The organism is Thauera sp. 63 (assembly GCF_000310165.2).
In the GTDB taxonomy this organism is placed as follows: domain Bacteria; phylum Pseudomonadota; class Gammaproteobacteria; order Burkholderiales; family Rhodocyclaceae; genus Thauera; species Thauera humireducens.
The window spans coordinates 1-25396 of the sequence record NZ_AMXC01000013.1; the positions used below are offsets into that span (position 1 = coordinate 1).

The 25396-nt window shown below is 68.4% G+C and carries 22 protein-coding genes; 8 read left to right on the forward strand and 14 right to left on the reverse strand.

The features are described 5' to 3' along the window. Positions 1-1024: class I SAM-dependent methyltransferase (locus C664_RS12205; protein WP_004260497.1), on the forward strand; the 1024-nt coding region annotated here is incomplete at its 5' end. Positions 1025-1057: 33 nt separating this feature from the next. Beyond that, complete coding sequence (locus tag C664_RS12210; RefSeq protein ID WP_004260499.1) at positions 1058-1999, forward strand: lysylphosphatidylglycerol synthase transmembrane domain-containing protein; 942 nt, start codon at positions 1058-1060, stop codon at positions 1997-1999. On the opposite strand, the gene C664_RS12215 is transcribed toward C664_RS12210, so the two are convergent. Then, on the reverse strand, positions 1996-2694 hold the full coding sequence (locus tag C664_RS12215) for a RibD family protein (protein WP_004260506.1): 699 nt from the start codon (positions 2692-2694) through the stop codon (positions 1996-1998). The two genes, C664_RS12210 and C664_RS12215, sit on opposite strands and share 4 nt — an antisense overlap. 250 nt (positions 2695-2944) lie before the next feature. Between C664_RS12215 and C664_RS12220 the strand changes: the two genes are divergently transcribed. Then, the gene (locus C664_RS12220) at positions 2945-4102 is read left to right on the forward strand and encodes a GTP cyclohydrolase II (RefSeq protein WP_004260509.1); all 1158 of its coding nucleotides are present in this window, start codon (positions 2945-2947) and stop codon (positions 4100-4102) included. Positions 4103-4134: 32 nt separating this feature from the next. Here the strand turns inward: C664_RS12220 and C664_RS12225 are convergent, their stop codons facing one another. Next, a complete protein-coding gene (locus C664_RS12225; protein ID WP_038011695.1) occupies positions 4135-4971 on the reverse strand; it encodes a creatininase family protein in 837 nt (278 codons plus the stop codon). A gap of 163 nt (positions 4972-5134) precedes the next feature. Here C664_RS12225 and C664_RS12230 point away from each other — a divergent pair, with 163 nt between their 5' ends. Next, the gene (locus C664_RS12230; RefSeq protein WP_004260519.1) at positions 5135-6736 is read left to right on the forward strand and encodes a hypothetical protein; all 1602 of its coding nucleotides are present in this window, start codon (positions 5135-5137) and stop codon (positions 6734-6736) included. Between the two features lie 62 nt (positions 6737-6798). Here C664_RS12230 and C664_RS12235 read toward each other — a convergent pair whose 3' ends face one another. From C664_RS12235 to C664_RS12290, 12 genes are all read right to left on the reverse strand, one after another. After that, on the reverse strand, positions 6799-7494 hold the full coding sequence (locus tag C664_RS12235) for a potassium channel family protein (RefSeq protein WP_004260523.1): 696 nt from the start codon (positions 7492-7494) through the stop codon (positions 6799-6801). Then, positions 7487-8821: a TrkH family potassium uptake protein gene (locus C664_RS12240; protein ID WP_004260528.1), complete on the reverse strand. Its 1335-nt coding sequence runs from the start codon at positions 8819-8821 to the stop codon at positions 7487-7489. The genes C664_RS12235 and C664_RS12240 overlap by 8 nt, the downstream gene beginning before the upstream one ends. Before the next feature lie 43 nt (positions 8822-8864). Next, a complete protein-coding gene (purT, locus tag C664_RS12245) occupies positions 8865-10064 on the reverse strand; it encodes a formate-dependent phosphoribosylglycinamide formyltransferase (RefSeq protein ID WP_004260531.1) in 1200 nt (399 codons plus the stop codon). Between the two features lie 132 nt (positions 10065-10196). Then, positions 10197-11231 carry a TRAP transporter substrate-binding protein gene (locus tag C664_RS12250; RefSeq protein ID WP_004260535.1) on the reverse strand — a complete coding sequence of 345 codons (1035 nt, stop codon included), beginning with the start codon at positions 11229-11231 and terminating at the stop codon, positions 10197-10199. 112 nt (positions 11232-11343) lie between these two features. Then, a complete protein-coding gene (locus C664_RS12255; protein ID WP_004260539.1) occupies positions 11344-12066 on the reverse strand; it encodes a class II aldolase/adducin family protein in 723 nt (240 codons plus the stop codon). A gap of 34 nt (positions 12067-12100) precedes the next feature. Next, positions 12101-12958 carry a VOC family protein gene (locus tag C664_RS12260; protein WP_004260542.1) on the reverse strand — a complete coding sequence of 286 codons (858 nt, stop codon included), beginning with the start codon at positions 12956-12958 and terminating at the stop codon, positions 12101-12103. A 142-nt stretch (positions 12959-13100) separates the two neighbouring features. Then, positions 13101-14042 carry a LysR substrate-binding domain-containing protein gene (locus C664_RS12265; protein WP_198291524.1) on the reverse strand — a complete coding sequence of 314 codons (942 nt, stop codon included), beginning with the start codon at positions 14040-14042 and terminating at the stop codon, positions 13101-13103. 135 nt (positions 14043-14177) lie between these two features. Then, complete coding sequence (locus tag C664_RS12270) at positions 14178-14468, reverse strand: hypothetical protein (RefSeq protein WP_004260550.1); 291 nt, start codon at positions 14466-14468, stop codon at positions 14178-14180. Positions 14469-14542: 74 nt separating this feature from the next. Then, positions 14543-15748, reverse strand: coding sequence for a DNA recombination protein RmuC (locus C664_RS12275; protein WP_004260554.1), 1206 nt, complete (start codon positions 15746-15748; stop codon positions 14543-14545). A gap of 9 nt (positions 15749-15757) precedes the next feature. Beyond that, complete coding sequence (locus C664_RS12280; protein ID WP_004260557.1) at positions 15758-18256, reverse strand: ABC transporter permease; 2499 nt, start codon at positions 18254-18256, stop codon at positions 15758-15760. Between the two features lie 9 nt (positions 18257-18265). Further along, the gene (locus C664_RS12285) at positions 18266-19438 is read right to left on the reverse strand and encodes a M20 aminoacylase family protein (protein ID WP_004260560.1); all 1173 of its coding nucleotides are present in this window, start codon (positions 19436-19438) and stop codon (positions 18266-18268) included. 160 nt (positions 19439-19598) lie between these two features. After that, on the reverse strand, positions 19599-20525 hold the full coding sequence (locus C664_RS12290) for a LysR family transcriptional regulator (protein WP_004260564.1): 927 nt from the start codon (positions 20523-20525) through the stop codon (positions 19599-19601). A 101-nt stretch (positions 20526-20626) separates the two neighbouring features. Here C664_RS12290 and C664_RS12295 point away from each other — a divergent pair, with 101 nt between their 5' ends. The 4 genes from C664_RS12295 to C664_RS12310 all read left to right on the forward strand — a co-directional run bounded on the left by C664_RS12295 (position 20627) and on the right by C664_RS12310 (position 25203). Beyond that, complete coding sequence (locus tag C664_RS12295) at positions 20627-21403, forward strand: ferredoxin--NADP reductase (RefSeq protein ID WP_004260567.1); 777 nt, start codon at positions 20627-20629, stop codon at positions 21401-21403. 117 nt (positions 21404-21520) lie between these two features. Beyond that, complete coding sequence (locus C664_RS12300; RefSeq protein ID WP_004260576.1) at positions 21521-22003, forward strand: glutathione peroxidase; 483 nt, start codon at positions 21521-21523, stop codon at positions 22001-22003. A gap of 37 nt (positions 22004-22040) precedes the next feature. Beyond that, positions 22041-23705, forward strand: a complete 1665-nt coding sequence (gene ettA / locus C664_RS12305; RefSeq protein ID WP_004260579.1) for an energy-dependent translational throttle protein EttA — start codon at positions 22041-22043, stop codon at positions 23703-23705. Between the two features lie 310 nt (positions 23706-24015). Further along, the gene (locus tag C664_RS12310; RefSeq protein WP_004260582.1) at positions 24016-25203 is read left to right on the forward strand and encodes a hypothetical protein; all 1188 of its coding nucleotides are present in this window, start codon (positions 24016-24018) and stop codon (positions 25201-25203) included. The last annotated feature ends 193 nt before the right edge of the window (positions 25204-25396 follow it).

A 25396-nucleotide genomic window follows, 5' to 3' on the forward strand; every position in this document is an offset into this window, starting at 1 on the left:
GAACCCCGCCGAACGCCTCGCGCTACGCGATGGCGCCCGCGCGGCGCGCGTGCGGCTGGCGGACTGGACGCAGGCCGGTGCACGCTTCGTCGCGGCGCTCGAGCGCCTGTCCGGCCTGCAGCCCCCTTCCGGCTCACGACTCCACCCCGACACCGTGTTCGACGCCGACTGGCTGGCGCTGCGCCGCGCGGCCGACCACGCCGCACGCAACCCGCGGCTGAGCGCGCTGGCCGCCGACTGGCTTGCGCCGCGCAGCCACCGTCCGCTACGCATCCTCGATCTCGGCACCGGCAGCGGCTCGAATCCGCACTACCTTGCCCCACGCCTGCCCGGCCCGCAGCGCTGGACCTTGCTCGACCACGACCCCGCGCTACTGGCGCGTGCAGTCGAGAACTGCCACCACATCAACGACCGCGACGGCCACGCACTGGCGGTCGAATCGCTCGTGGCCGACCTGCAGACACTCGATCCGTCCCTGTTGGCCGGCTTCGACCTCGTCACCGCCTCGGCCCTGCTCGACCTGGTCGACGAGCGCTGGCTGCAGCGTCTGGCCGAGGCCTGCCGCGAAGCCGGCTGCGCGTTGCTGATCGCGCTGAGCGTGGATGGGAACTGGCGGATCGAGGCGCTCGACAACACCGACAGCGCTCATCAGGCCGACGGGACCGAGGACGCCTTCGTGCGCGCCGCCTTCAACGCCCACCAGCGTCGCGAAAAGGGCGCGGGCCGGGCGCTCGGTCCCGATGCCCCCCCCCGTCTCGCGGCCTTGCTGCGCGCGCAGGGATTTTCGGTGCAACTGGCGCCCAGTCCGTGGCAGCTCGCCGCGGCCACCCCGGCGCAGGTCGCCCTCGCCCGCGCGCTGCTGGACGGCTGGCGCGAGGCCGCCACCGAGCAACGCCCCGAGGCCCACGCGCGCATCGCCGCGTGGCACCGGCACCGTCTGTCCGAACTGGCGCACGGCCGACTGCGAATCGAGGTCGGCCACCTCGACCTGCTGGCGCTGCCACCAAGCCGCGGGGCCGGATGATCGCCTTGCCGCGAACCACCGCCTGCGATCGCGATGCCAACTAGCCGACACCTCGCCGCCCGCCTGCTGCCTGCACTGGGCAGCTTCGCGCTGCTGGCCGCCGTGTTCGCCTGGCTGGACGACGACGCCCTGGCTGCCACCCTCGTCGCACCCTCGCCCGGCTGGCTCGCGGCCGCATTGCTGCTGGGCGTGCCGCAGATGGCCCTGTCCGCCTGGCGCTGGCAGCTTACCGCGCAGCGGCTCGATGCGCCGCTGCCCTTCGGCCGCGCCGTGGCCGAGTACTACCTCAGCAGCTTCCTCAACCAGGTCCTGCCCGGTGGCGTGCTCGGCGACGCCAGCCGCGCGTGGCGCCATGCGCGAATCCAGGCCGCCGCCTCGCCCGGTCCACGCGCGGCCTGGCTGGCGGTGGTGCTGGAGCGCGCTTCCGGCCAGTTCGCCCTGCTGCTGATCGCGCTCGCGACCCTGTTGGTCTCGCCGCTGATCGGACAGATCCTCGGCCGGACGTTCGCCGGCATCGGCCAGAGCGGTGACATGGCTCCGTTGCCGCTCCGTCTCGCACTGATCGGCGCAGCGCTCGTGCTGCTGCTGTTCGTACTGCGTCGGAGCGGATTCCTGCGCCACCTCGCGAATGCCGGCCAGCGTGCGCTGCTCGCCCGCGACGCACTGTGGCGGCAACTGCTCGCCTCGCTGGCGATCTCGGCGAGTTACATCGCGGTGTATTTCTGCTGCGCCCGCATGCTGGGCATCGACACCCCGGCCACGACCCTGCTGGCGCTGATTCCCTGGGTGCTGCTGGCGATGGCGCTGCCGCTGTCCTTGGCCGGCTGGGGCCTGCGCGAAGGCGCCGCCGCGCTGTTGTGGGCCGCCGCGGAACTGGACGTGGCGCAGGGCGTGACAATCTCGATCAGTTACGGTCTCGTCGTGCTGCTGTCGACCTTGCCCGGCGCCTGGGTGCTGGCACGGCGAGCGCCCTAGCCCAGGCTGCGGCGCAGTTCCAGGTCGAAGATGGTGTCCTCGCCGCAGCGGTAGCTGTGGCAGCGCGGGCGCAAGGCCTCGTCGAGCGTCGAAACCGGCGGCAGTTGCAGGCCCGGCCGGCCGGAGCCGATCAGCAACGGCGCCACCAGCAGGTGCAGGCGGTCAAGGCCGCCACCATGCATGAAGGCAGACACCGTGCGCCCTCCGCCTTCGACCAGCACGCGGCGCAAGCCCTGCGCCTGCAGCCAGTTCAGTACCACCGTCGGCGCAAACCGTCCGTCCGCGGACACCGGCAGCACGACCCGCTGCACGCCGGCGGCAAGCTCGCCCCCCGCAGCACTGGAGACGACATGCACGGTGCGCGCCGCCCCGTCGTGCAGGAGCTGGCTGCGCTGGCGCACCCGGCCGCGCGGGTCCAGCACCACACGCACCGGGTTGCGCCCCGCCACATGGCGCACCGTCAGTTGCGGATCGTCGTCGTTGACCGTATCCACGCCCACCACCACGGCATCCACCACCGCGCGCAGCCGGTGCAGGTGTGTGCGGGCCTCCAATCCGTTGATATAGTGCGAGGCCCCGCTTTCGGTCGCGATGCGGCCATCCAGGCTTTGCCCAAGCTGGGCGATGGCGAGCGGCCCGGTGCGCGCCACGAGCGGCAGAAAAAGCGACAGCAGATCAACAGCTTCGGGCGCCATGGCGTGTCCGCAGCGCCAGTCACCGCCGACTCGGACCTCGAGCGAGTGATCGCCCTCACGGAACCTTGTGACGGGCTGTAAGGACCAAGCGTGCGCATGGGCTTGCAAAATGCAGCGCCAGCCCCAATCTGACCCAAGTTCTGTACCTGACATCCGACAACCTCGACTGATTCGGTTTGCGCCTGCCCACACCGCCCCGGCGGAACACACGCGCCAATAAGAACCCGAACACTCCCACGGAGAACACCCGATGCGCCAAGCCGAACGTGCCATTTTCGACCTGCGACGCGGCCTTCCCATCCTCGTGCGTGACAACGGCAGCACCACCCTCGTCCAGGCCGTCGAAGGCCTCGACGACAAGGCGCTGACCGAACTCCGGACCCTGAGCGGCTCCGCGCCCCGCCTGGTGCTCTCCAGCCACCGCATGGCCGCGCTCGGCATCGCCGATGCGTCCGCGCCCCTCGCGATCACACTGTCGCCCCTCCCAGACAGCCAGCAGCTGCGGGAGTTCGCCTGCATGCGCGGCGCGCACCTGCCGACAGACGCCCGCCAGGCCGTTGCCGACAAGGCGAGCCAGGCGGCGATCCGCCTGCTGTCGCGCGCCCAGCTCGTTCCTGCCGCCATCGCCTGCGCGGTGGCGCCGGCACAGGCCGAACGCATCGCGGCGGAAGTGGCGCGCGGCAACCTGCTCGCGGTCGACGCCGACACCGCGCTCGAGCTGTGCGCCAGCGGCCCCGGCGCACTGACCCGCATCAGCGAGGCGCGCGTGCCGCTGGCCGAAGCCGAGAACAGCCGCTTCGTGCTGTTCCGCGAGGCGGACGGCATCCACGAGCACGTCGCCATCGTCATCGGCAATCCGGCCGAGTGGCCGCTGGACGTGCCGGTGCGCCTGCATTCGTCCTGCCTCACCGGCGACCTCTTCGGCAGCCTGCGTTGCGACTGTGGCGAGCAGCTGCGCCGTGGCGTCGCGGCGATCAACGCCCAGGGCGGCGGCATCCTGCTCTACCTGTCGCAGGAAGGACGCGGCATCGGTCTGGCCAACAAGCTGCGCGCCTACGGGCTGCAGGATGAAGGGCTGGACACCATCGACGCCGACCAGACGATCGGTTTCTCGAAGGACGAGCGCGATTTCCGCGTCGCCCACGAGATGCTCGAGCAGTTGGGCGTGTCGCGCATCCTGCTGCTCACCAACAACCCGAGCAAGGTCGAGGCCCTGCAGCGCGCGGGCATCAACGTCACCGCACGCCAGGCCATCTACGGCGAAGTCACGCAGCAGAACCAGCGTTATCTCAAGACCAAGGCCAGCCGCCACGGCCACTGGTTACACGAACTGCTCAACGAGCAGGGCGAGCCCTCCTCGCCCACACCCGAGAGCCTGCCGGCCCCCGAGGCCGCCGCGCGCGGCTGAGCGGCACGGCGACGATGGCGCGCGGCCGCAGCTCAGCCCGCGCCGTCGAGCGGCCCGTCGGCAAGGCGGGCGAGATCGAACGCGTGCGCGTCCTCGATCAGCCGCGCGAGCTGCCCGGCGAAATGCTCGACGAGGCGCGCACCCAAGGCGGGCGTAGCCAGGCGCGCATCGCCCGTCGCGCCCCCCGCATTCAGGTCCTGCGCCATCCAGGCGAAACCGGCCTCGCCTTCGGGGCCCAGCAGCCGTCCTTCACGCGCCATCTCCCGCCCGAGCGAGTCGAAGTGCGCGATGCCGTCCATGCGCACCTTGGCCGGTGCCAGGTGCAGCATCATGGCCGTCTCGAGCGCGCCGCCATGCAAGCCATGCCGCAGCTCGTCAGCGGGCAGCACATCCGGCGGCGGCGCGAAGCGGAAGTAGTTGGCACGCACCACCAGCATCCGCTGCGCAACGCGCAGCTTGAGCCCCGCCAGATCGACCAGCGCCTTGTTGCCGCCGTGGCTGTTGAACAGCACCAGACGGCGGAAACCCGCGGCCGCCACGCGCTCGCCCAGTTCGACGATGACCGCCAGCGCCGTTTCCGGGCTCAGGCTCAGCGTGCCGGCAAACGCGCAGTGTTCCAGGCTCAGTCCCACCGCGAGCGGCGGCAGCACGCACACCGGCAGCCCTGCGCGCACGCGCGGCAAGGCGGCGTCGATGAGGCCGAGCGCGATGTCGAGGTCGGTCGACAGCGGCAGGTGCTCGCCATGCTGTTCGATCGCGGCCAGCGGCAGCAGCGCCACGCCGTCGGCGGCAGCGAGTGCGGCGATCTCCCCTGGCGTTCGATCCTGCCACCACGGGATTGCTGGACTTCGCTCGGCTGGGTGGGACATGGGACGCACTCCATCGTGCCTGGGAATGACGCGCATGCTAGCCGGCCCGCCGCTTGCGGACCAGCCCCGACCATCGGGGTCTGCCGCTGCGTCCTCCATGCCGGTCCCCGCGCGGGTGTGTTTCGCCCATTCCGCCGACCGCCCGCAAGGACGAAGGGACGCGATGAATACCCGTCGCGCCCTACGCCAGGCCCTTGTCGCGCTTGTCGTGCTGAACCTGCTGCTGAGCTTCGGCAACGCCTGGCCGACGCTGTGGCCACGCCCGGAAGCACGGCTGTCGATCGATCTGGCCGCAGTCGTGCTGGGCCTGTCGTTGCTGAGCCTGCACGGCCCCTTGCGTCGCGCGACCGTCGTCTGGACGTCGGCGGTGCTCGCCACCTGCGTCCTGCTGCACTACCTCAACGTCACCGTGCCCGCCGTGCTCGGGCGCCGGCTCGACCTTTACTGGGACGGGCAGCACGCCTGGGAAGTCCTCAAGATGGGCGCGGCCAGCCCGTCGGCGATGAAGTTCGTCGGCGTGGCCGTCATCGTCGCGCTCGCGATCGCGGCGCTGTACCGCCTGATCCGGCGCGGCGTGGCCACGCTCGCCGAGAGCCTGCAGTCCGCCCGACTGCGCATCGGGCTGGTGGCCGCGTCATCCGCTGTGCTGGGCGCCGGCTTGCTGGCGCCGCAGGGCCTGCCCGCGCTGCAGCACGCCTTCGCCCCATCGGTCGGCACCCTCGTCGCCGAACAGGCGCGCCTGCTGCATCGCGCACACGACGCCAGTGACGACGAGCGCCTGCTCGGCGCGAGTCCAGCCTTCGACGGCACGCTCGGTGCGCTCGCGGGGGCCGACGTGGTCATCGTGTTCGCCGAAGCCTACGGCGCGGTCACGCTCGACAACCCCGATCTTTCCAGCGCCCTGGCGGCCTCGCGCCAGCGGCTGGCGGACGCCGTTGACGCCAGCGGGCGCCGCGTCCTCTCCGCCCGGCTCGTTTCGCCGACCTTCGGCGGCGGCTCGTGGCTCGCGCACGCGGAACTGCTGTCCGGCCTCGACATGCGCGACCCCAACGACTACCGGCTGCTGCTGACGACGCAGCGCCCCACGCTGGTCAGCCATTTCGCCGCGCACGGCTATCGCACCGTCGGCTGGATGCCGGGCATCCAGCGCCCCTGGCCCGAAGGTCGCTTCTACGGCTTTGACCGCATCGCCGACGCCGACGGCATCGGCTACCGCGGCTCGCTCTTCGGCTACTGGCGCATCCCCGACCAGGCTTCGATAGCGCAGCTGCAGGCGCAGGAACTCGGCCCGCAGCGTGACGACGCCCGTCGCCCGCGCCTGGTGGTCTTCCCCACCGTCAGCACGCACGCGCCCTTCCGCCCACTGGCGCCCTACGTGACGGACTGGTCCGCCGTGCTCGGTGCCGATGCCTACGACAGCCCCGACGCGGTCTCCGCACGCCAGGTTCCGGCGTCATGGGACGACCCGGTCCCCGCCTATCTCTCCGCCGTGCGCTACCAGTTCGACTGGCTGGCGGGCTGGCTTTCCGCACACGCACCCGCCGACGCCGTGGTGATCGTGGTGGGCGACCATCAGCCCATGGGCACGGTGACCGGCCCCGGCGCCGACTGGGACGTGCCGATGCACGTGATCACGGGCAACGCGGTGGTGCTCGACCGCCTCGCCGGCCTTGGTTTCCAGCCCGGACTCGAACCCGATCGTCCTGCGCTGGGACGGATGGCTTCGATCACCTCGCGGCTGGTCGAGGTTTTCGCCGGCGAGTAAGGCTGTCCGAATTTCAAACGACGCCTTGCAGACGGGGATTTTCAGCCCGCGTCCGGCACGGGCTAGCGCCGCCTGCCGCTCGCGGCGAAGGCCTCGACCTTCTTGGTCGGCCCGGAGACGATCAGCAGGTCGCCCGGTCGCACGACGCTGCCCGGTTTGCCGTGCTGGAAATCCTCGTGGGCGCGCTTGATGCCGACGACGGTGACACCGAACTTCTCGCGTACCGCGGACTGGGCCAGCGACAGGTCATGCGTGGCCGCTGGGGCGTGGATCTTGGCGATCGCGAAGCCGTCATCGAACTCGATGTAGTCCATCATGCGGCCACTGATCAGGTGGGCCACGCGCTCCCCCATGTCGGCTTCGGGATACACCACGTGGTGGGCACCGATGCGTTCGGCCAGCTTGCCGTGTTCGGGCGTCATCGCCTTCACCCAGATGTCCGGGATCTGCAGCTCGCTCAGCGCCATCACCGTCATCAGGCTGGCGGCGAGGTCACCGCCGATGCCGACGATCGCGTGCGCGAAGTCGGCCACGCCGAGCTGGCGCATGGTCATCGCATTGGTGGAGTCCGCCTGGACGGCATGCGTGAGCAGGTCGGCCCATTCGTGCACCGGCTCCTCATCGCGGTCGATCCCCATGACGTCGTGTCCGAGTTGCATCAGCGAATGCGCCACGGCGCCGCCAAAGCGACCGAGGCCGATGACGACGACGCTGTCGCCCTTCGCGAAGGAGAACTGTTCGGTGAATAGCCTAGCCAACAACGGGATGCTCCTCAGGGTAGCGATATGGCATGCGATGCTCGCCCAGCGCCAGCGACGCCGCAAGCGTGATGGTGCCGACACGGCCAATGTACATCAGCAGCGCCAGCATCAACTGCGCAGACGCGGGCAGGTCGGCCGTGATGCCCGTCGACAGCCCCACCGTGCCGAAGGCGGAGATGACCTCGAAGATGACCTTGTCGGTTGCGATGTCGGTGGTGTGCAGGACGAACACGGTACCGAGCACGACGACCGCGCTGCCCAGCACGAGCACGGTGATCGCCTGGCGCTGGGACGATTGACTGATGCGGCGGCCGAAGGCCTCGGTGTCCATGCGGCCGCGGATCTCGGCGATCACCAGCAGCATCAGGATCATCGCCGTGCCGACCTTGACCCCGCCTGCCGTGCCGGCGCTGCCGCCGCCGATGAACATCAGCAGGTAGTGCAGCCCGAGGCTCTCGTGCGTCAGCCCGCCGATGTCGATCGCGTTGAAGCCGGCCGTGCGGGCCGACACCGAGGCGAACACCGCCGACAACACCTTGTCCGCGATCGACATCGGACCAAGCGTGCGCGGATTCGCCCACTCGAAGACGAGCAGGATCAGCGCACCGCCGACCAGCAAGACGGCCGAGCCGAGCAGCGTCAGCTTGGTATGTACCGACCAGTGATGCGGATCTCCGAGCTTGTTGCGCAGGTCGTGCAGCACCGGCAGGCCGAGGCCGCCGATCACGATCGCCAGCATGATCGGGCTGAGGATGAAGGCGTCCGAGGCATAGCGCACCAGGCCGTCGGCGTGGATCGAGAAGCCCGCGTTGTTGAACGCCGAGATGGCGTGGAACACTCCGCTCCAGACGGCATCGGGCCAGGGCAGCGCATAAGCGCTGCGCAAGCGGAAAATGAGCGCCAGGGCCACGAGCAATTCGACGATCAGCGTGACCACGAACACCAGCTTCGCCACGCTGGTGACGTCGCCGAGGCCCAGCGTGTGCGTCTCGGCCTGCATGGTGAGGCGCGTGCGCAGGCGCAGCGAGCGATTCACCATCAGCCCGAGCAGGGTGGCGGCCGTCATCATGCCGAATCCGCCGATCTGGAACAGCACCAGGATCACCCACTGGCCAAACGGCGACCAGTAGGTACCGGTATCGACCGTGACCAGGCCGGTCACGCACACCGCCGACACCGCGGTGAACAGTGCGACGATCCACGGCGCGCCCGTCGCCTGCGCATGCGCGACCGGCAGCATCAGCACCGCCGTCCCGATCAGGATCGCAATCAGGAAGGCCAGCGGGACAACACGGGCAGGATGCTGTACTTCCTGGGTTCTCACGGAGCGCTCGCGGCGATGATGATCAGGACAAGGCTCATGTCATTCAGTCCTTGACCGGCCTCACCCTGCTCGCCGCCAGTTTCGCCCGTTCGCGCGCCTCGGCAATGTCGGCACCGTTGGCCACCGCCACGCCCATGCGCCGCTTGACGAAGGATTCCGGCTTGCCGAACAGGCGCAGGTCGCTGCGTGGCACGGCCAGCGCCTCGGCCACGCCTTCGAAGGCGATACCGGCCTCGTCCATGCCGCCGTAGATCACCGCCGACGCACCCGGCTCGCGCAGCGTGGTGTCGACCGGCAGGCCGAGAATCGCGCGCGCGTGCAGCTCGAATTCGGAAAAGCGCTGCGAGCACAGCGTGACCAGTCCGGTGTCGTGCGGACGCGGGCTGACCTCGGAGAACCACACCTGGTCGCCCTTGACGAACAGCTCCACGCCGAACAGCCCGCGCCCGCCGAGGTTGCCGGTGACCGCCGCGGCAATGCGCCGCGATTCGGCCAGCGCGACCGGGCTCATCGGCTGCGGCTGCCAGGACTCGACGTAATCGCCGGCGACCTGCACGTGGCCGATCGGCTCGCAGAAATAGGTCTGCACCGCGCCGCCGGCATCGCACGCGCGCACGGTCAGCAAGGTGATCTCGTAGTCGAAGTCGACGAAGCCCTCGACGATGATCCGGCTCTGCGCGACGCGCCCGCCCTGCATCGCATGGTCCCAGGCCTTCTTCACGTCCTCCGGCCCGCGCAGCATCGACTGGCCCTTGCCCGACGAGGACATCACCGGCTTGACGATGCACGGGTAGCCGATGCCGCCGTCGATGGCGGCCTGCAGCTCTTCCAGCGAATCGGCGAAGCGATAGGGCGAAGTCGGCAGGCCCAGCTCCTCGGCCGCCAGGCGACGGATGCCCTCGCGGTTCATCGTGAGGCGGGTGGCGCGCGCGGTGGGGATCACCTCGGCCAGACCGGCCGCCTCGATCTCGCCCAGCATGTCGGTGGCGATGGCCTCGATCTCGGGCACGATCAGGTGCGGGCGCTCGGCCTCGACCAGCGCGCGCAGGGCGGCGCCGTCGGTCATCGGGATCACGTGCGCGCGGTGCGCCACCTGATGGCCCGGCGCGTTGGCGTAGCGATCGACCGCGATCACCTCGACCCCCAGTCGCTGCAGCGCAATGACGACTTCCTTGCCGAGTTCGCCAGCGCCGAGCAGCATCACGCGCACAGCACTGGACGAAAGCGGGGTACCCAGCTTCATGGCATCACTCCTAAAGGTCGGAATCGCGACAGACCGCGGAGTGCGCATGGTAATACGGACTGCCCCGGCATGCAGGGGCAGTCCGTCGGCTTCCGCGACGCGACGCCCGCTTCGCGCCGCGCCCGCATCTACCTACTGCGAATACTTGTCCACGAGCGCCCGCGCCTCCTCGTAGAGCTTGCGTCCATCGACGCCCTTCTCCGAGGTCTCGCGGACCCATTCCGCGGTGACCGGTGCCGCAGCCGCCTCCCAGCGTACCGACTCGGCCGGCGAAAGCTGGTAGATGGTGTTGCCCCGCGCCGCCGCCGCGTTGCGACCGACCGTATCGGCCTTGAGATGCTCCGCCGCCACCCAGGCCGACGTCTCGCGACCACTGTTGTCGTCGATGACCTTCTTCAGGTCCGCCGGCAGGCTGTCGTACTTCTTCTGGTTCATCACGTAGATCATGGTCGCCGTGGTCATGGCCCGACCGCCACCGGACTCGAGATGGAAACGTGTCAACTCGTGCGTCTTGGTGGCCGGCACCACTTCCCAGGCCACCAGGCCGGCTTCGATGACGCCCTTGGAGAGCGCCTCGGTCATCTGCGGCACGGGCATGCCCACCGCCGTCGCGCCGAGTGCGGTCAGCATCTTGTTGCCCAGGCGCGACGGCGCCCGCACCTTCATGCCCTTGAAGTCCTCCAGCGTATCCACGCGGCGGTCGCGCAGGTTCAGCACGTTGGGTCCATTGGTCCAGGTCGCGATGGGCTTGACCCCCTCGAACTCCTTCGCGCCATGCTTCTCGACGAAATCCCAGAGGGCGCGCGCCGTCGCCTCGTGCGTGGTGCTGATGAAGGGCAGCTCGAACACTTCGGACAGCGGGAAGCGGCCCGGCGTGTAGCCCGGCAGCGTCCACACGATGTCAGCCACGCCATCGCGCACCTGATTGAGCAGTTGCGGCGGCGTACCGCCCAGTTGCATCGCCGGGTAAATCTGGCACTTCATCCTGCCCTGCGACTGGGTTTCGATCCGGTCGCACCACGGCACGATGACCTGTGCGTGCATGGGCGTGACGGGCGGCAGGAAGTGGGCGACCTTGAGGACCACCTCCTGGGCCTGGGCCGACGAGGCCGCGGCCCCCAGCGACAACGCGGCGCACAGGCCCGCGGCAATCTTGCGCATCTTCATTCTTCGTCTCCTCTTCGCTTACTTCGATGCGCGTTTGGCATCGATGATCGTTGGGCGCCAGGCGCCATCCAGCTCCGGTCCGTCATCCGCGGATGCGGTCGCGGATCGTGATTCACTCCGGATCCCCATGGGTCAGGAAGTCCCACATCCGTTCGAAGATTCGCCCGGACCGGGTGGCACGCCGGCGCGCCTCGTCCTCGTCGAGACGGATTGGCGCGACGCCGGCAGCCAGGCAGTCGAGCTCGATGCGTGCGGCGTCCTCGAGGTACCAGGTCAGCACCACCGCGTCCTCGACCGAGGGTGCGGCCACGACGACGCCATTGCCGCGCATCACGATTGCCGGCGCGTCTCCGAGCTGGCCGGCAATGCGCTGCGCCTCGCTGTCGTTGCGGATGAGCTGCGGATCGTTCCACAGCGGAATCGCGGGTGCGAAATACGCGCCCATGCCATGCGTCGGAATCGGCGTGCGGCACATCACCGACAGGGACATCGCCTTCGGCGGCATGCTGCGCACGATCCCCCCGACGTCGCGCCGGCGTCGATAGATCTCGCGATGAATCCTGACTTCGCCGAGCACATCCGGCGGCAGTTCGTCATGGATCGACACCAGCGTACCCGCCTCACCCGGCGCGATCGTGGCGAGCGGCTTGGGCGCACAGACGAGAAAATGATCGTCGTCGACGCGCAGGCTGCAGTGGCCGTAGGCATGTACGAGCCCGTGCTTGCCGAGGGCCCGTGCGGCACGCCGCAGCGTCCGCTCGCGGGCTTCGCGGAAATCGGGGCCGAGCGCGGCCCCGGTCGCGTCTGCCGACGCGTCCAATCTGTCCTTGATCATGACAATGTCCGGTGAGATGGCCGCGGGTGCGGACCTACTTCTGGAACTCGCGGATGTTCGGCTTCGAGCCCCACATGCAGAAGCCCGAAGGCTCAAGCGGGAACTGTCGCGGCCGATGCGCGGCCTCGTCGGTGATGCTCGAGACGCCGCAGGAGTACTCGAAGATCATGCCGTCCGGCCCTTCGAAATAGATGAAGCGCGCGCCCGAGGTCGGATGCCGCCCGGGGCCGAACACCACCGGAACGCCCCGCTCCTGCAGGAAGTACCAGCTGCGCATGATGTCATCGACGGATTCGACCTGATGGTTGATGTGCTGGATGCCGCTGCGGTCGGTCGGGAACAGTGCGATGCGATGGTGCACGTCGTCGATGCGCAGCAGCGGCGAAGGGCCGATCCAGTCGCTCACCCGTGCATTGCAGATCTCGGTCCAGAAACGCTCGTCACGCGCCGGGTCGGTCGAGCACAGGCCGACATGGCTGAAGCCGGTGATGCCCGCATCCCGCGACGGAAAGTAGCGCCGGCCGCTCGCGTGCGGGCGCCAGACCAGCTCGATCGCATTGCCCGTCAGATCGCGGAAGCGGATGAAGCGCTTCACCCGGCGCAACTCGCATTCCTCGGCACTGCCTTCGTGCACCGCCATGCCTGCACGCTCCAGCTCGGCACCGGCGGCATCGAGCACGTCGCCGCGCGCGACTTCGAAAGCCAGCGTGTGGTCGCGCGGGTCGCCCTCGAAATAGACCAGGGTATGGTCCTTGCTGTCAGAGCGGAAGTACGCACACCCCTGCTCCCGCCGCACCAGTTCCAGCCCCACCACCTTGCACGCGAAATCGATGGCTGCCTCGATATCCCGCGTACCCAGGCGCACATAGCGCACATCCTGCAGATCGATCATGGTCTCCTCCTGGTCGGCTGCGTCTCATTGCGTACGCAGCCCGTTCTGTGGGAGGCAGTCTATCGCCGCATTGACCATGACCGGAAATGAATCTTCAGTCCTCCGCCATTACCTGGCGTTATGACCGGACAGCGACACCGCCTCAGCCCGGAATCGATACCCGGCCCTCCGAATCCCCCCGCAGGACCGCCACCAGGCCTTCCGCGGCGCGCGACAGAGGCACATCCCGCCGCTGGCAGATTCCGACCGGCCCGAAGGACAGCAGCGGCTCGACCGGCACGCGCGCCAGCATGCCCGCGTCGATGTCCGGCTCGACCACCTGACGCGGGAACGCACAGATCCAGTCCGTCTCGAGCAGCATGCGCCGGTTCGCGATCACCGACACCGACTGGCAGGCAATGTGGGGCAGCGGCAAGCCCAGGTCGAGGAAGGCATTGTCGATCAGCTGGCGCAGCGTGGTGTCGGCCAGGGGCAGGATCCAGGGCCAGGCGCGCAAGCCCGCGAGTGAAACAGGCCCGCCCGCCAGCACGGGATGCCCCGGACGCGCCACCAGGGCCACCTCCTCCTGGTGGAAGGCCTCGACTTCCAGGCCCTCGCGGTAGCGGTAGGCCGGGAGGCGGCCACAGATGAAATCCAGCCCGCCCTGATGCAGAAGCGGGATCAGGTAGTCGTAGGTCCCTTCGATCAGCGTCACCCGCACCCCCGGGCGCTCATGCTGGAAACGGACCAGCGCCCTTGGCAGGATCGACGCCGCGCCCGCCACAAGCACCCCGACCGTCACCCGGCCGCTCAAGCCCTCGCGCGCCTCACGGACCTCGTCCTCGGCGCGATCGAGCTGGGCGAAGACCAGTTCGGCATGATCGGCGACGATCTGCCCGAAGTTCGTGCAGTGCGTGCCGCGGCTGGTACGGACGAAGAGCGGCACTTCGAGTTCGGACTCGAGTTCATGGATGATGCGCGTCACCGCGGGCTGGGTCAGGCCGAGGCTCTCAGCCGCGCGCGACACGCTGGCGCTTCTGGCCACGGCAAGCACCGTCCGCAGGTGCTGCATGCGGACACGACTCTTCCAGTTTCCCTTGTTCACGCTTTCCCTTCCCTTTGCCGGCAAAGACCACGAGCAAGGATCTTACCGATCACGGGGACGGACGGCTCGCGACAGGGAACAGGTTTCGCCCGATACGCCGGGTCGACGAAACCCGGACCAGGACCAGGACTAGGACTAGGACTCGAATTCGGGCGCTGCCGGGCGCTCGTAGCGATACAGCAGGGTGTTGCAGCCCTCGCACGACACGACGCGGCGGGAGTCCTGCCCCGAACCCAGCCCCTCGTCCTTCAACGGCCCCTTGCCGCAGGCAAAGCAGGCCGGCTCGTCATGGCCGTGGGCCGCGAGGTAGTCCTCGCGCAACGGCAGGGCGCGCTTCTGCTTCTCGCGGCGCTGGTGCGCATACAGGAACAGCCACATGAAGAAGAACAGCCCGATCAGGAACAACACCGGCAGGAATCTGGACATGGGCGAGCGCCTCGGCAGGTCATCGGGAACAGCCCCAGTCTAGGTGGCTGCGCGCGGCCTGTACCTGTCCGGGGTCAAGTCCGCGGCAGCGGAACCGCGTCGGCGTCCGGTTCCAGCTCGTCGAAGCGCGCCGCCTCGATCTTGTGGAAATGCGCGCTGATCTTGCGGCTGGAGGTCTGCACCTCCTGCACGTCGCGGCTGGCCTGCTCGATATGGCGGGCGAGTGCCGCCATGCGTTCGTCGAAGCGCTGGAAGTCCTTCGCCAGCTTGCCGAGCGCGTCCTGGATGACGTGGACCTGCTTGCGCGTCTCGACGTCCTTCAGCACCGCGCGGGCCGTGTTGAGCACGGCCATCAGCGTGGTGGGCGACACGATCCATACCCGTTTCTGCTGCGCATAGGCGACGATTTCCGGGTGGTAGGCGTGGACCTCGGCGAACACGGCCTCGGCGGGCAAGAACATCACCGCGCCATCCGACGTGGTGCCGGGCAGGATGTACTTTCCGGCAATGGCGTCGACGTGGCGCTTGACGTCGGCGCGGAAGGCCTGCTGCGCGGCACGGCGCTCCAGTTCGCCCGAAGCCGCATCGAACATGCGGTGGTAGTTCTCGAGCGGGAACTTGGCGTCGACCGCGACCAGGCCGGTGGGCGCGGGCAAGGTCAGCAGGCAGTCGACGCGCGTGCCATTGGACAGCACGTGCTGGAAGGCGAAGGCGTCGGGCGGCAGCATGTTCTGTACCAGCGCTTCGAGCTGCACCTCGCCGAAGGCGCCGCGCGCACGCTTGTCGCCGAGCAGTTCCTGCAGGCTGACGACGTTGGTGGTGAGACCGTCGATCTTCTTCTGCGCCTCGTCGATGGTCGCCAGCCGCGCCATCACGCTGGCGAAGGTCTCGTTGGTCTTGCGAAAGCCTTCGTCCAGGCGCTGGTTCACCTGCCCCGACAAGGTATCGAGCCGGCCGTCGACGCTCTGCGTCAGCGCCTGCATGCCGCGCGACAGCTGCATCGAGGCGGCGGTGAGGCCGCGCTGTAGCAGGTCGCGGTCGGCGCGGGCGTGCTCGCCGATGCGGTCGGTCTGGCGCGCGAGGCCTTCGTGCAGGTCGCGCAGGATCTCGCGGTGCTGGGCGCCGAGCTGTTGTTCCATCTGGTCGGCCAGCGCATCGACGAGCTGGTCGCGCACCGCGCGCTCGCGCGTGTAGCTGCGCACCAGCAGCCACACCAGCAGCACCAGCACGGCGGCGAGCAGGCCGGCCAGCAACAGTTCGGACGGGGTCATCGGCAGCATGCGGCGCCGTCAGGCCAACGCGCGCAGGCTGGCCAGCGGCGGGCGCGACAGCAGCTTGCGCGTGCCCAGCCAGCCACCCGCCACCACGCCACCCGCACCAAGCAGCACCGCCACCACCACCGGCAACAGGGCCGGCACATAAGTCATCCTGAACACCTGCTCGGCCAGCACCCAGCCGATGGCGCTGGCGCCGACGCCGGCCAGCACGCCGGCCACGCCGCCCAGCACGAGGAATTCGGCCAGCAGCGCCTGCCGCACCTGGCGGTTGCGCGCACCCAGCGTGCGCAGCATGGCCAGTTCGTACTCGCGCTCGTCGTGCGTCGATTGCAGCGCCGCATACAGCACCACCAGGCCCGCCAGCACCGCGAAGCCGAACACGAACTGCACGATGAGGATGAGCTTGTCGGTCATGGCCTGCACCTGGGCGATCACCGCGGCGATGTCGATCACCGACAGGTTGGGGAAGGCGCCAATCAGCCTAGTGGTGAAGTCGTGGTTGGAGGCCGGCAGGTGGAAGCTGGTAATGAGGCTGGCGGGGTAGGCCTCGAGCAGGCCCTCGGAGGCGATGAAGAAGAAGTTCACCCGCATCGAATCCCAGTCGAGCTTGCGCACGCTGGTGATCGGCGCCTCGACGCGCTGGCCGGCGATCTCGAAGGCGACACGGTCGCCCACCTTGAGATTGAAGGTCTGCGCCAGCCCCTGCTCCACCGAGAACTGCGGCGTTCGTTCGGCGCCGTGCCAGCGCCCGGCGGAGACCGCGTTGCCACCCGGCAGCTCGGCGGCGTAGGACAGGTTGAACTCGCGCTCGGCCAGGCGGCGGGTGCGCTCCTCGTCGTAGCGACTGGGGTCGATCGCCTCGCCGTTGATCGCCACCATGCGGCCGCGGATCATCGGCTGGATGTTGGGTCGCGACAGGCCTTCGGCAACGAACAGGTCGGCGACGGCGGCACGCTGATCGGGCTGGATGTTGATGACGAAGCGGTTGGGCGCGTCGGGCGGCGCCATCGCGCGCCAGTTGTCGAGCAGGTCGGCGCGCACCAGGGTCAGCAACAGCAGCGCCGTCATGCCCAGGCCTAGCGCCGCGGCCTGAATGACGCTGCCGCCCATGCGCCGGCCAAGCGACGCCACGCCGTAGCGCCAGCCGCCGCCGCGCAGGCTGCCCTGCCCCTTCAGGCGTCCGGCCAGGTGCAAGACCCACCACGCGGCGAGCGCGAACACCCCCAGCGCCACCGCGAAGCCGGCCGCGACCATCGCGCCGAGGCGCGCATCCGCGGCGATCCAGAAGATCAGCCCGAGCAGCGCGGCCAGGCCCAGGGCCCAGGCGGTGCCGGACAGCGGCTCGGCCAGCTCGAACTCGCGCCGCAGCACGCGCAAAGTGCTGACCTTGCCCAGGCGCAGCAACTGCGGCAGCACGAAGCCCGCCAGCAGCGCCATGCCGACCACCACGCCATGCGCCAGCGGCAGCAGCGAGGGCGCGGGCAGTTCGGTGGCGAGGATCTCGCGCAGTCCGCCTGCCAGCCCCCATTGCACCGACCAGCCGAGCGCGGTGCCGACCACCGCCGCCGTCAGGCCGAACAGCAGGAATTCGCCGACGACGATGCCCAGCACCTGCGACTGGCGCGCACCGAGCACGCGCATCACCGCGCAGCCGTCGAGATGACGCGCCATGAAGCGCCGCGCCGACAGCCCGACCGCAACCGCGGCAAGGATCACCGCCAGCAGTGCCGCCAGGCGCAGGAAGCGCTGCGCCTGGTCGAGCGCGGCGCGCACCTCCGGCCGGGCGTTCTCTACCGTCTCGACACGCTGGCCGCGGCCCAGGTTGGCCCGCGCCCATTTCTCGTAGGCTTCGACAGCCTGCGCATCGCCGGCCACGTGCAGGCGCCAGGTGGCGCGGCTGCCCTCGGCGATGAGGCCGGTCGCGTCCAGGTCCTTGAGGTTGAAGATCGCGCGCGGCAGCAGGCTGAAGAAGTTGGCACCGCGGTCGGACTCGAAGCTGACCATGGCGCCGACGCGGAACTCGGTCTCGCCCAGGCCCACCTTGTCGCCGACCTTGACGCCCAGCTCGGCGAACAGGCGCTCGTCCAGCCACAGCTCGCCGGGCGCCGGCGCGCGGCCAGCCACCTCATCCGGCTGGTTGGGACCGGGGGCGATGCGGATCGCGCCGCGCAGCGGGTAGCCGTCCTCGACCACCTTGACGCCGGCCAGCACCGCGGCCTCGTCCGTGCTCGCCATGCTGGTGAACAGCACGGTCTCGGCGGTGCGCAGGCCGCGCTCGCCCGCCTCGTCGGCGAAGCCGGCGGGCCAGGGGCGGTCGGCGCGCAGCAGCAGGTCGCCGCCGAGCAGCTGGTTGGCCTCGCGGTCCAGCGCACGCCCGACGCGGTCGGCCAGGAAGCCGACGCTGGTGAGGCTGGCCACCGCGATGACGATCGCCAGCCCGAGCAGGTGCAGTTCGCCCGCGCGCAAGTCGCGCAACATCATGCGGAAGGCGAGGCGCAGCGTCTTCATCATCCCTTCCGCTCAGCGCGCGGTCGACAGCAGCGTGCGCGCCAGCTCGCACCAGTAGGCGACACCGGTGGGCAGGACTTCGTCGTTGAAGTCGTAGTTGGGGTTGTGCAGCATGCAGCCGCCCTCGCCCGGACCGTTGCCGACCCATACGTAGGCGCCCGGCTTCTCCTGCAGGAAATAGGCGAAATCCTCCGCGCCCATGCTGGGGCGACGGTCGGTGAAGACGCGGTCGGGCCCGACCACGGCACGCGCGACCCGGGCGCACAACGCCGCCTCGTCAGCGGTGTTGATGGTCGGCGGGTAACCGCGGCGATATTCGAAGGCGACCTGCACGCCATGGCTCTGCGCGATACCTTCTGCGACCTGACGCAGGCCGTGCTCGAGCCGGTCGCGCACCTCCGCCGAGAAGGTGCGCACCGTGCCACACAGCTCGGCGCGGTCGGGAATGACGTTGTAGGCCTCGCCAGCATGGAACTGCGTGATCGACACCACGCCGGCGTCGATCGGATCGAGGCTGCGGCTGACGAGGGTCTGCGCGGCCTGCACGAAGGCGGCGCCGGCGACCACCGGATCGACGCCGAGGTGCGGCATGGCGGCATGCGCGCCGACGCCGGTGAAACGGATGTCGAAGCGGTCGGCACTGGCCATCACCGGACCGCTGTGGATGGCGAAGCTGCCGGCGTCCATGCCCGGCCAGTTGTGCATGCCGAACACCGCCTCCATCGGGAAGCGGTCGAACAGGCCGTCGGCGATCATCGCGGGGGCACCGCCCTCGCCTTCCTCGGCGGGCTGGAAGATCAGATACACGGTGCCGTCGAAATCCTTGCGCGCCGCCAGCGCCTCGGCCGCGCCCAGCAGCATCGTCGTGTGCCCGTCGTGGCCGCAGGCGTGCATGCAGCCCTGCACGGTGGATCGGTGCGCGAACGCGTTGCGCTCGGTGATCGGCAGCGCATCCATGTCGGCACGCAGGCCGATGGCACGCAGGCTGCGACCGCCGCGCACGACGCCGACCACGCCGGTGCCGCCGATGCCGCGGTGCGTCTCGATGCCCAGCGCCTCGAGATGGCGCGCGACGAGTGCGGCCGTGCGGTGTTCCTCGAATGCGAGTTCGGGGTGGGCGTGGATGTCGCGACGGATGGCGGTGAGTTTGCCGTGCAAAGGACGGACGGATTCGATGACGCTCATGGCTGCACCGTACGTTGGGATTCGGTTGGGGGTGTCGAGTGTATTACAGGCCGCGAGCCCGGGGCCTGCCCGACGGCGATCGCGCACCCGTTGGGCCTGTGTGGATCTGAAGGAATGCGGCAGAGGAAGTTCCCGTCCCGACCGGGTTCTGAACCCGGCATCAGCGCACGGCCGGCAGTGCAATCTCGTCGCTGCGCCGGGCACCCGCGGCAAAGGCGCGGCAATCCTCGAGAAAGCGGCGGATGGCCGCGCTGTGGTACTTGCCGCGATGCCACACGAAGCTGAAATGGCGCTTCAGGTCCAGCTCGGGCGTCTCCAGCGGCACCAGGCTGCCGCGACGGAAGGCGTCGCGCAGCGACAGACGTGACAGGCAGCCCAGGCCCAGCCCGCTCTCCACCGCGCGCTTGACCGCCTCGGTATGTTCCAGCTCCAGCCGCGGCACCACGCCACCCGGCCAGTGCCGCAAGGCCTGATCGAAGGTCTCGCGCGTGCCGGAACCGTGCTCGCGCAGGATCCACGGTTCGGCGGCGATCTCGGCAAAGGCGACGCTACCACGCCCGACCAGCCGGTGCTCCGGCGCACAGAAAACCACCAGCTCATCCTCCACCCAGGGTTGCGATTCGAGTTCGCCATCGACCACCTGCCCCTCCACCAGCCCGAGGTCGATCTCGTAGCGCGCCAGCATCGCCGCAATGGTTGCGGTGTTGCGCACCTCGAGCTTGACCCGGCTCTCCGGGTGGCGCTGCAGGAAACCCGACACGATGAGCGGCAGCAGGTAGTTGCCGATCGTCAGCGTGGCCCCGACCCGCAGGCTGCCCAGGCCGCGTTCGCCGCGCAGCAAGGCGTCCATCTCCTCGGCGCGGTCGAGCAGTTCCACGGCGTGCGGCAGCAGCAGCCGGCCCTGCTCGTTGAGGCGCAGACGCTTGCCGTGGCGGTCGAACAACTGCTGGTCGAACTGGTTCTCGAGTTCGGCCAGCGCCGCGCTGGTGGCGGACTGGGACAGGCTCAGCGCCTCGGCCGCGCGTGACACGTTCTCGCTGCTGGCGATGGCGACGAAGGCCTGGATCTGGCGCAGGGTGAATCGCATATCTATTTTTCCGGTAACGGATATTCAAATTATCCACTTAACCGCTAATGCAGCGCACCTAGAATCTGCTCCATCGTCAATCCGCCTGCACAAGCACCGCCATGAGCAACCTGCTTACCGAACGCGTCCTCAGCGTCCATCACTGGAACGACTCGTTGTTCAGCTTCCGCACCACCCGCGACCCGGGCCTGCGTTTCGAGAACGGCCAGTTCGTGATGATCGGGCTCGACGTGGAAGGCAAGCCGCTGACGCGCGCCTACAGCATCGCCAGCCCCAACTACGAAGAACACCTGGAGTTCTTCAGCATCAAGGTGCCTGACGGCCCGCTGACCTCGCGCCTGCAGCACCTGCGCGAGGGCGACCCGATCGTCGTCAGCAAGAAGCCCACCGGCACCCTCGTATTGCACGACCTGAACCCGGGCAAGCATCTCTACCTGCTCGCCACCGGCACCGGGCTCGCGCCATTCCTGAGCGTGATCCAGGACCCGGAGACCTACGAGCGCTTCGAGAAGGTGGTGTTGGTGCATGGCGTGCGCTTCGTGTCGGAACTGGCCTATACGGACTTCATCACCCGCGTGCTGCCGCAGAACGAGTTCTTCGGCGAGCAGGTGCGCGACCAGCTCATCTACTACCCGACGGTGACGCGCGAGCCCTTCCGCAACACAGGCCGCATCACCCACGTCATCGAGTCCGGCAAGCTGTTCGCCGATGTCGGCCTGCCGGATCTGGACCCGGCGCAGGACCGGGTGATGATCTGCGGCAGCCAGGCGATGAATGCCGATTGCTGCGCCTTGCTCGACGCCCGCGGCTTCGCGATGTCGCCGCGTATCGGCCAGCCCGGCGACTACGTGATCGAACGCGCCTTCGTCGAGAAGTAAGTTCGAGAAGTAATATCACGCGGCGAGCACCGCCGCCCGACCGCATCGGCGCGTCAAACTTTTTCCGCATGCGGGGCTCGAAGCGCTTCCGACCCCCTCCTCACTCAGGAGCCCCGCATGTCTTCTACCCTGTACGAAATCGAAGTCGATCGCCTCTCGGGCGCCACCACCACCCTCGGCGAGTACGCCGGCAAGGTATTGCTGATCGTCAACACCGCCAGCCAGTGCGGGCTGACCCCGCACTATGCCGGTCTCGAGACGCTCTACCAGACCTACAAGGACCGCGGCCTGGTCGTGCTCGGCTTCCCGTGCAATCAGTTCGGCGCGCAGGAACCCGGCAGTGCCGAGGAAATCGGCGCCTTCTGCTCGAAGAACTACGGCGTGAGTTTTCCGATGTTCGCCAAGATCGACGTCAACGGCGACGGCGCCCATCCCCTGTACAAGTACTTGAAGCAGCACGCCAAGGGCATCCTCGGCACCGAAGCCATCAAGTGGAACTTCACCAAGTTCCTGGTGAGCCGCGACGGGCAGCAGATCGAACGCTACGCACCGACGACCGCGCCGGAGGAACTGGTGAAGGATATCGAGGGGATGCTGTAGACTCTCGCCCTTTCCGACTTAGCAGGACCTCTCCCCCATGGCCCAATACGTCATGTCGATGCTCCGGGTGAGCAAGATCGTTCCGCCCAAGCGTCAGATCATCAAGGACATCTCCCTCTCCTTCTTTCCCGGCGCCAAGATCGGCCTGCTCGGCCTCAACGGCTCGGGCAAGTCCACCGTGCTGCGCATCATGGCTGGCGTGGACAAGGAGTACGACGGCGAGGTGCAGTGGCTTGCCGGCCAGCGCATCGGCTATCTGCCGCAGGAACCCGAGCTCGACCCCGCCAAGACCGTGAAGGAAGAGGTCGAATCCGCGCTCGGCGAGATCATGGAGGCGCGCCAGAAGCTTGAGGAGGTCTATGCCGCCTACGCCGAACCCGACGCGGACTTCGACAAGCTCGCCGAGGAACAGGCCAGGTACGAGAACATCCTGTCGACGGCCGGCAGCGACGTCGAGACCCAGATGGAGATCGCCGCCGACGCGCTGCGCCTGCCGCCCTGGGACGCCGTCATCGGCAATCTGTCGGGGGGCGAGAAGCGCCGCGTCGCGCTGTGCAAGCTGCTGCTATCCAAGCCCGACATGCTACTGCTCGACGAACCGACCAACCACCTCGACGCCGAATCGGTCGACTGGCTGGAGCAGTTCCTGACCCGCTTCCCCGGCACCGTGGTGGCCGTCACCCACGACCGCTACTTCCTCGACAACGCCGCCGAGTGGATCCTCGAACTCGACCGCGGCCACGGCATCCCGTGGAAGGGCAACTACTCGTCCTGGCTCGAGCAGAAGGGCGAGCGCCTGGCGCAGGAAGCCAAGCAGGAGGCTGCGCACCAGAAGGCGATGAAGACCGAACTGGAATGGGCGCGCTCCAACCCCAAGGCGCGCCAGGCCAAGTCGAAGGCCCGCCTGGCCCGCTACGAGGAGATGGCGAGCGTCGAGTACCAGCGCCGCAACGAGACGCAGGAGATCTTCATTCCGCCTGGCGAGCGCCTCGGCGACAAGGTCATCGAGTTCCACAACGTCAGCAAGGCCTTCGGCGACAAGCTGCTGATGGACAACGTCAGCTTCAGCATCCCGCCGGGCGCCATCGTCGGCATCATCGGCCCCAACGGCGCCGGCAAGTCGACGCTGTTCAAGATGATCGAAGGCCGCGACGCCCCCGATTCGGGCACGGTCGAGATCGGCGCCACGGTCAAGATCGCCGCGGTCGACCAGACCCGCGAGGGCCTCGCCAACGACAAGACGGTGTTCGACGCCATTTCCGATGGCGCCGACGTGCTCACCGTGGGTCGCTTCGAAATGCCCAGCCGCGCCTATATCGGCCGCTTCAACTTCAAGGGCGGCGACCAGCAGAAGATCGTCGGCAACCTCTCCGGCGGCGAGCGCGGCCGACTGCACCTGGCCAAGACCCTCATCCAGGGCGGCAACGTGCTGCTGCTGGACGAACCGTCCAACGACCTCGACGTCGAGACCCTGCGCGCGCTCGAAGACGCCTTGCTGGAGTTCGCCGGTTGCGCGCTGGTGATCTCGCACGACCGCTGGTTCCTCGACCGCATCTGCACGCACATCCTGGCGGCCGAAGGCGATTCGCAATGGACCTTCTTCGCCGGCAACTACCAGGAGTACGAAGAGGACAAGAAGAAGCGCCTGGGCGAGGAAGGCGCGAAGCCGAAGCGTATCCGCTACAAGCCGATCGCGCGCTGACCGGACATCGGACCAAAGCTCGAAAGCCCGCCGCGGTCTTCCGCCGCGGGCTTTTTTCGTGAACCCGCACGGTCACGGGGCGGGGCTGGCGAGCCTGCCACCCTCACCCTGCATCGCCCTCACCGCGCCGGCCTGCGTCCCGCGCGCGCGGCCTGGCCCTCGACGTTGTCATGGATCATTCCGCTATACTGCGCTGCATATCCACCGGTCTTGCGGAATTGAAATGGACTTGGCCAACACTCGCCGGCGCACTACGGTGACGCGGCGCGGGCACCCACCCGCCATGCACATGCTTGCAGCATGCCTGCCTATGGCCCTGTCGATGGTGCTTTGCACTGTCCCGCGGACTGGCCAGGCCGAGCCGGGCCCTGTCTCTTCCACCTACCCGCCATCCGTCAGCCTGCTCGGTTTCGGCACGCTCGGCTTTGCACGCTCCAACGATGACAATGCGGAGTTCGTGCGCGACCTCTCGCAAGCCTATGGGGTACGGACCAACTGGAGCCCCAAGATCGACTCGCTGCTTGGCCTTCAGGCCAACATGCGCCTGACGCCGCAGACGAACGCAGTGGTGCAGGCGCTGAGCCGCTATCGTTACGACGGCAGCTATGGCCCCGAGATCTCATGGGCCTTCCTGCGCCACGAGTTCTCGTCTCAATGGGCAGGCCGCCTTGGCCGGATGGGCACGGACTTCTACATGCATGCCGACTCCCGCCTCGTCGGCTATGCCAATCTCACCGTGCGCCCGCCACAGGACTTCTACGGCCAGCTCATCTTTTCCTACTTCGATGGCGTCGACGTGACCGGCACCTTCCCGCTCGGGAAAGGCCTGCTCGAGGCCAAGCTGTTTGCCGGTCAGGCAGCCGAGAAGACCTCGATGAAGGACTCGCTGACCTGGGACCTGCGCGGCTCGGACATTCGTGGCGGCTACCTCGACTACACGGTCGGCCCCTGGCAACTGCGCCTGGGTACGACGCAGGTCCGCTTCGAGCACGAGATTCCGATCGTCGAACTGGTGGGCGCCAATGCCTTCGCCATCGCGCCTGAACTGAAGGTCAAGGGACGCAAGACGCGTTATGACGCGATCGGCCTTGCCTACGAGGACGGCCCGCTCGAAATTCAGGCCATGGCGAACCGTGTCGTCCATGACAGCGAGTTCTATCGCGACACCCGCTCGGCCTACGTGATCGGCGCCTACCGTATTGGCTCGGTCACGCCCTACCTCGGCTATTCGCAGATCCGCTCTTCCGCGCCGGACATCCGGTCGCCCATCCCGCCCGGCGCCCGTCCGCTGATCGACCTCATCACCAGCAATTTCTACGCGCACCAGAACACTCTTGCGCTAGGCGTGCGCTGGGACGTCGCGCCGCAGATCGCGCTCAAGGGGCAGATTGACCGCATCGACGGCAAACCCGAATCGATCTTCCCCTACCGTGGCGAAACCCCCGACTGGGACGGAGACATGACCGTCTTAAGCGTCACCATGGATTTCGTGTTCTGATCGAACCGGATCGCAGCAGCACCCAAGAAGGCCGAAGTCGAGGAAATGCGTCGATAGAAAAATTTTGCACGTCGCATTGTTGCAACGCAACAATCCCTGCATTATTATTCGAACCGTCTCCTCCACTTCCTCCTTTGGTGTGGATTTAGCCCGAGCGCCACAAGCGCTCGGGCTTTTCTTTTTTGCGAGCCCC

Coding starts and splice junctions, on each gene's coding strand:
- C664_RS12210 (WP_004260499.1), top strand. CDS start 1,058: ATGCCAACTAGCCGACACCTCGCCGCCCGCCTGCTGCCTGCACTGGGC.
- C664_RS12215 (WP_004260506.1), bottom strand. CDS start 2,694: ATGGCGCCCGAAGCTGTTGATCTGCTGTCGCTTTTTCTGCCGCTCGTG.
- C664_RS12220 (WP_004260509.1), top strand. CDS start 2,945: ATGCGCCAAGCCGAACGTGCCATTTTCGACCTGCGACGCGGCCTTCCC.
- C664_RS12225 (WP_038011695.1), bottom strand. CDS start 4,971: ATGTCCCACCCAGCCGAGCGAAGTCCAGCAATCCCGTGGTGGCAGGAT.
- C664_RS12230 (WP_004260519.1), top strand. CDS start 5,135: ATGAATACCCGTCGCGCCCTACGCCAGGCCCTTGTCGCGCTTGTCGTG.
- purT (WP_004260531.1), bottom strand. CDS start 10,064: ATGAAGCTGGGTACCCCGCTTTCGTCCAGTGCTGTGCGCGTGATGCTG.
- C664_RS12250 (WP_004260535.1), bottom strand. CDS start 11,231: ATGAAGATGCGCAAGATTGCCGCGGGCCTGTGCGCCGCGTTGTCGCTG.
- C664_RS12255 (WP_004260539.1), bottom strand. CDS start 12,066: ATGATCAAGGACAGATTGGACGCGTCGGCAGACGCGACCGGGGCCGCG.
- C664_RS12260 (WP_004260542.1), bottom strand. CDS start 12,958: ATGATCGATCTGCAGGATGTGCGCTATGTGCGCCTGGGTACGCGGGAT.
- C664_RS12270 (WP_004260550.1), bottom strand. CDS start 14,468: ATGTCCAGATTCCTGCCGGTGTTGTTCCTGATCGGGCTGTTCTTCTTC.
- C664_RS12275 (WP_004260554.1), bottom strand. CDS start 15,748: ATGCTGCCGATGACCCCGTCCGAACTGTTGCTGGCCGGCCTGCTCGCC.
- C664_RS12280 (WP_004260557.1), bottom strand. CDS start 18,256: ATGATGAAGACGCTGCGCCTCGCCTTCCGCATGATGTTGCGCGACTTG.
- C664_RS12285 (WP_004260560.1), bottom strand. CDS start 19,438: ATGAGCGTCATCGAATCCGTCCGTCCTTTGCACGGCAAACTCACCGCC.
- C664_RS12290 (WP_004260564.1), bottom strand. CDS start 20,525: ATGCGATTCACCCTGCGCCAGATCCAGGCCTTCGTCGCCATCGCCAGC.
- C664_RS12295 (WP_004260567.1), top strand. CDS start 20,627: ATGAGCAACCTGCTTACCGAACGCGTCCTCAGCGTCCATCACTGGAAC.
- C664_RS12300 (WP_004260576.1), top strand. CDS start 21,521: ATGTCTTCTACCCTGTACGAAATCGAAGTCGATCGCCTCTCGGGCGCC.
- ettA (WP_004260579.1), top strand. CDS start 22,041: ATGGCCCAATACGTCATGTCGATGCTCCGGGTGAGCAAGATCGTTCCG.
- C664_RS12310 (WP_004260582.1), top strand. CDS start 24,016: ATGGCCCTGTCGATGGTGCTTTGCACTGTCCCGCGGACTGGCCAGGCC.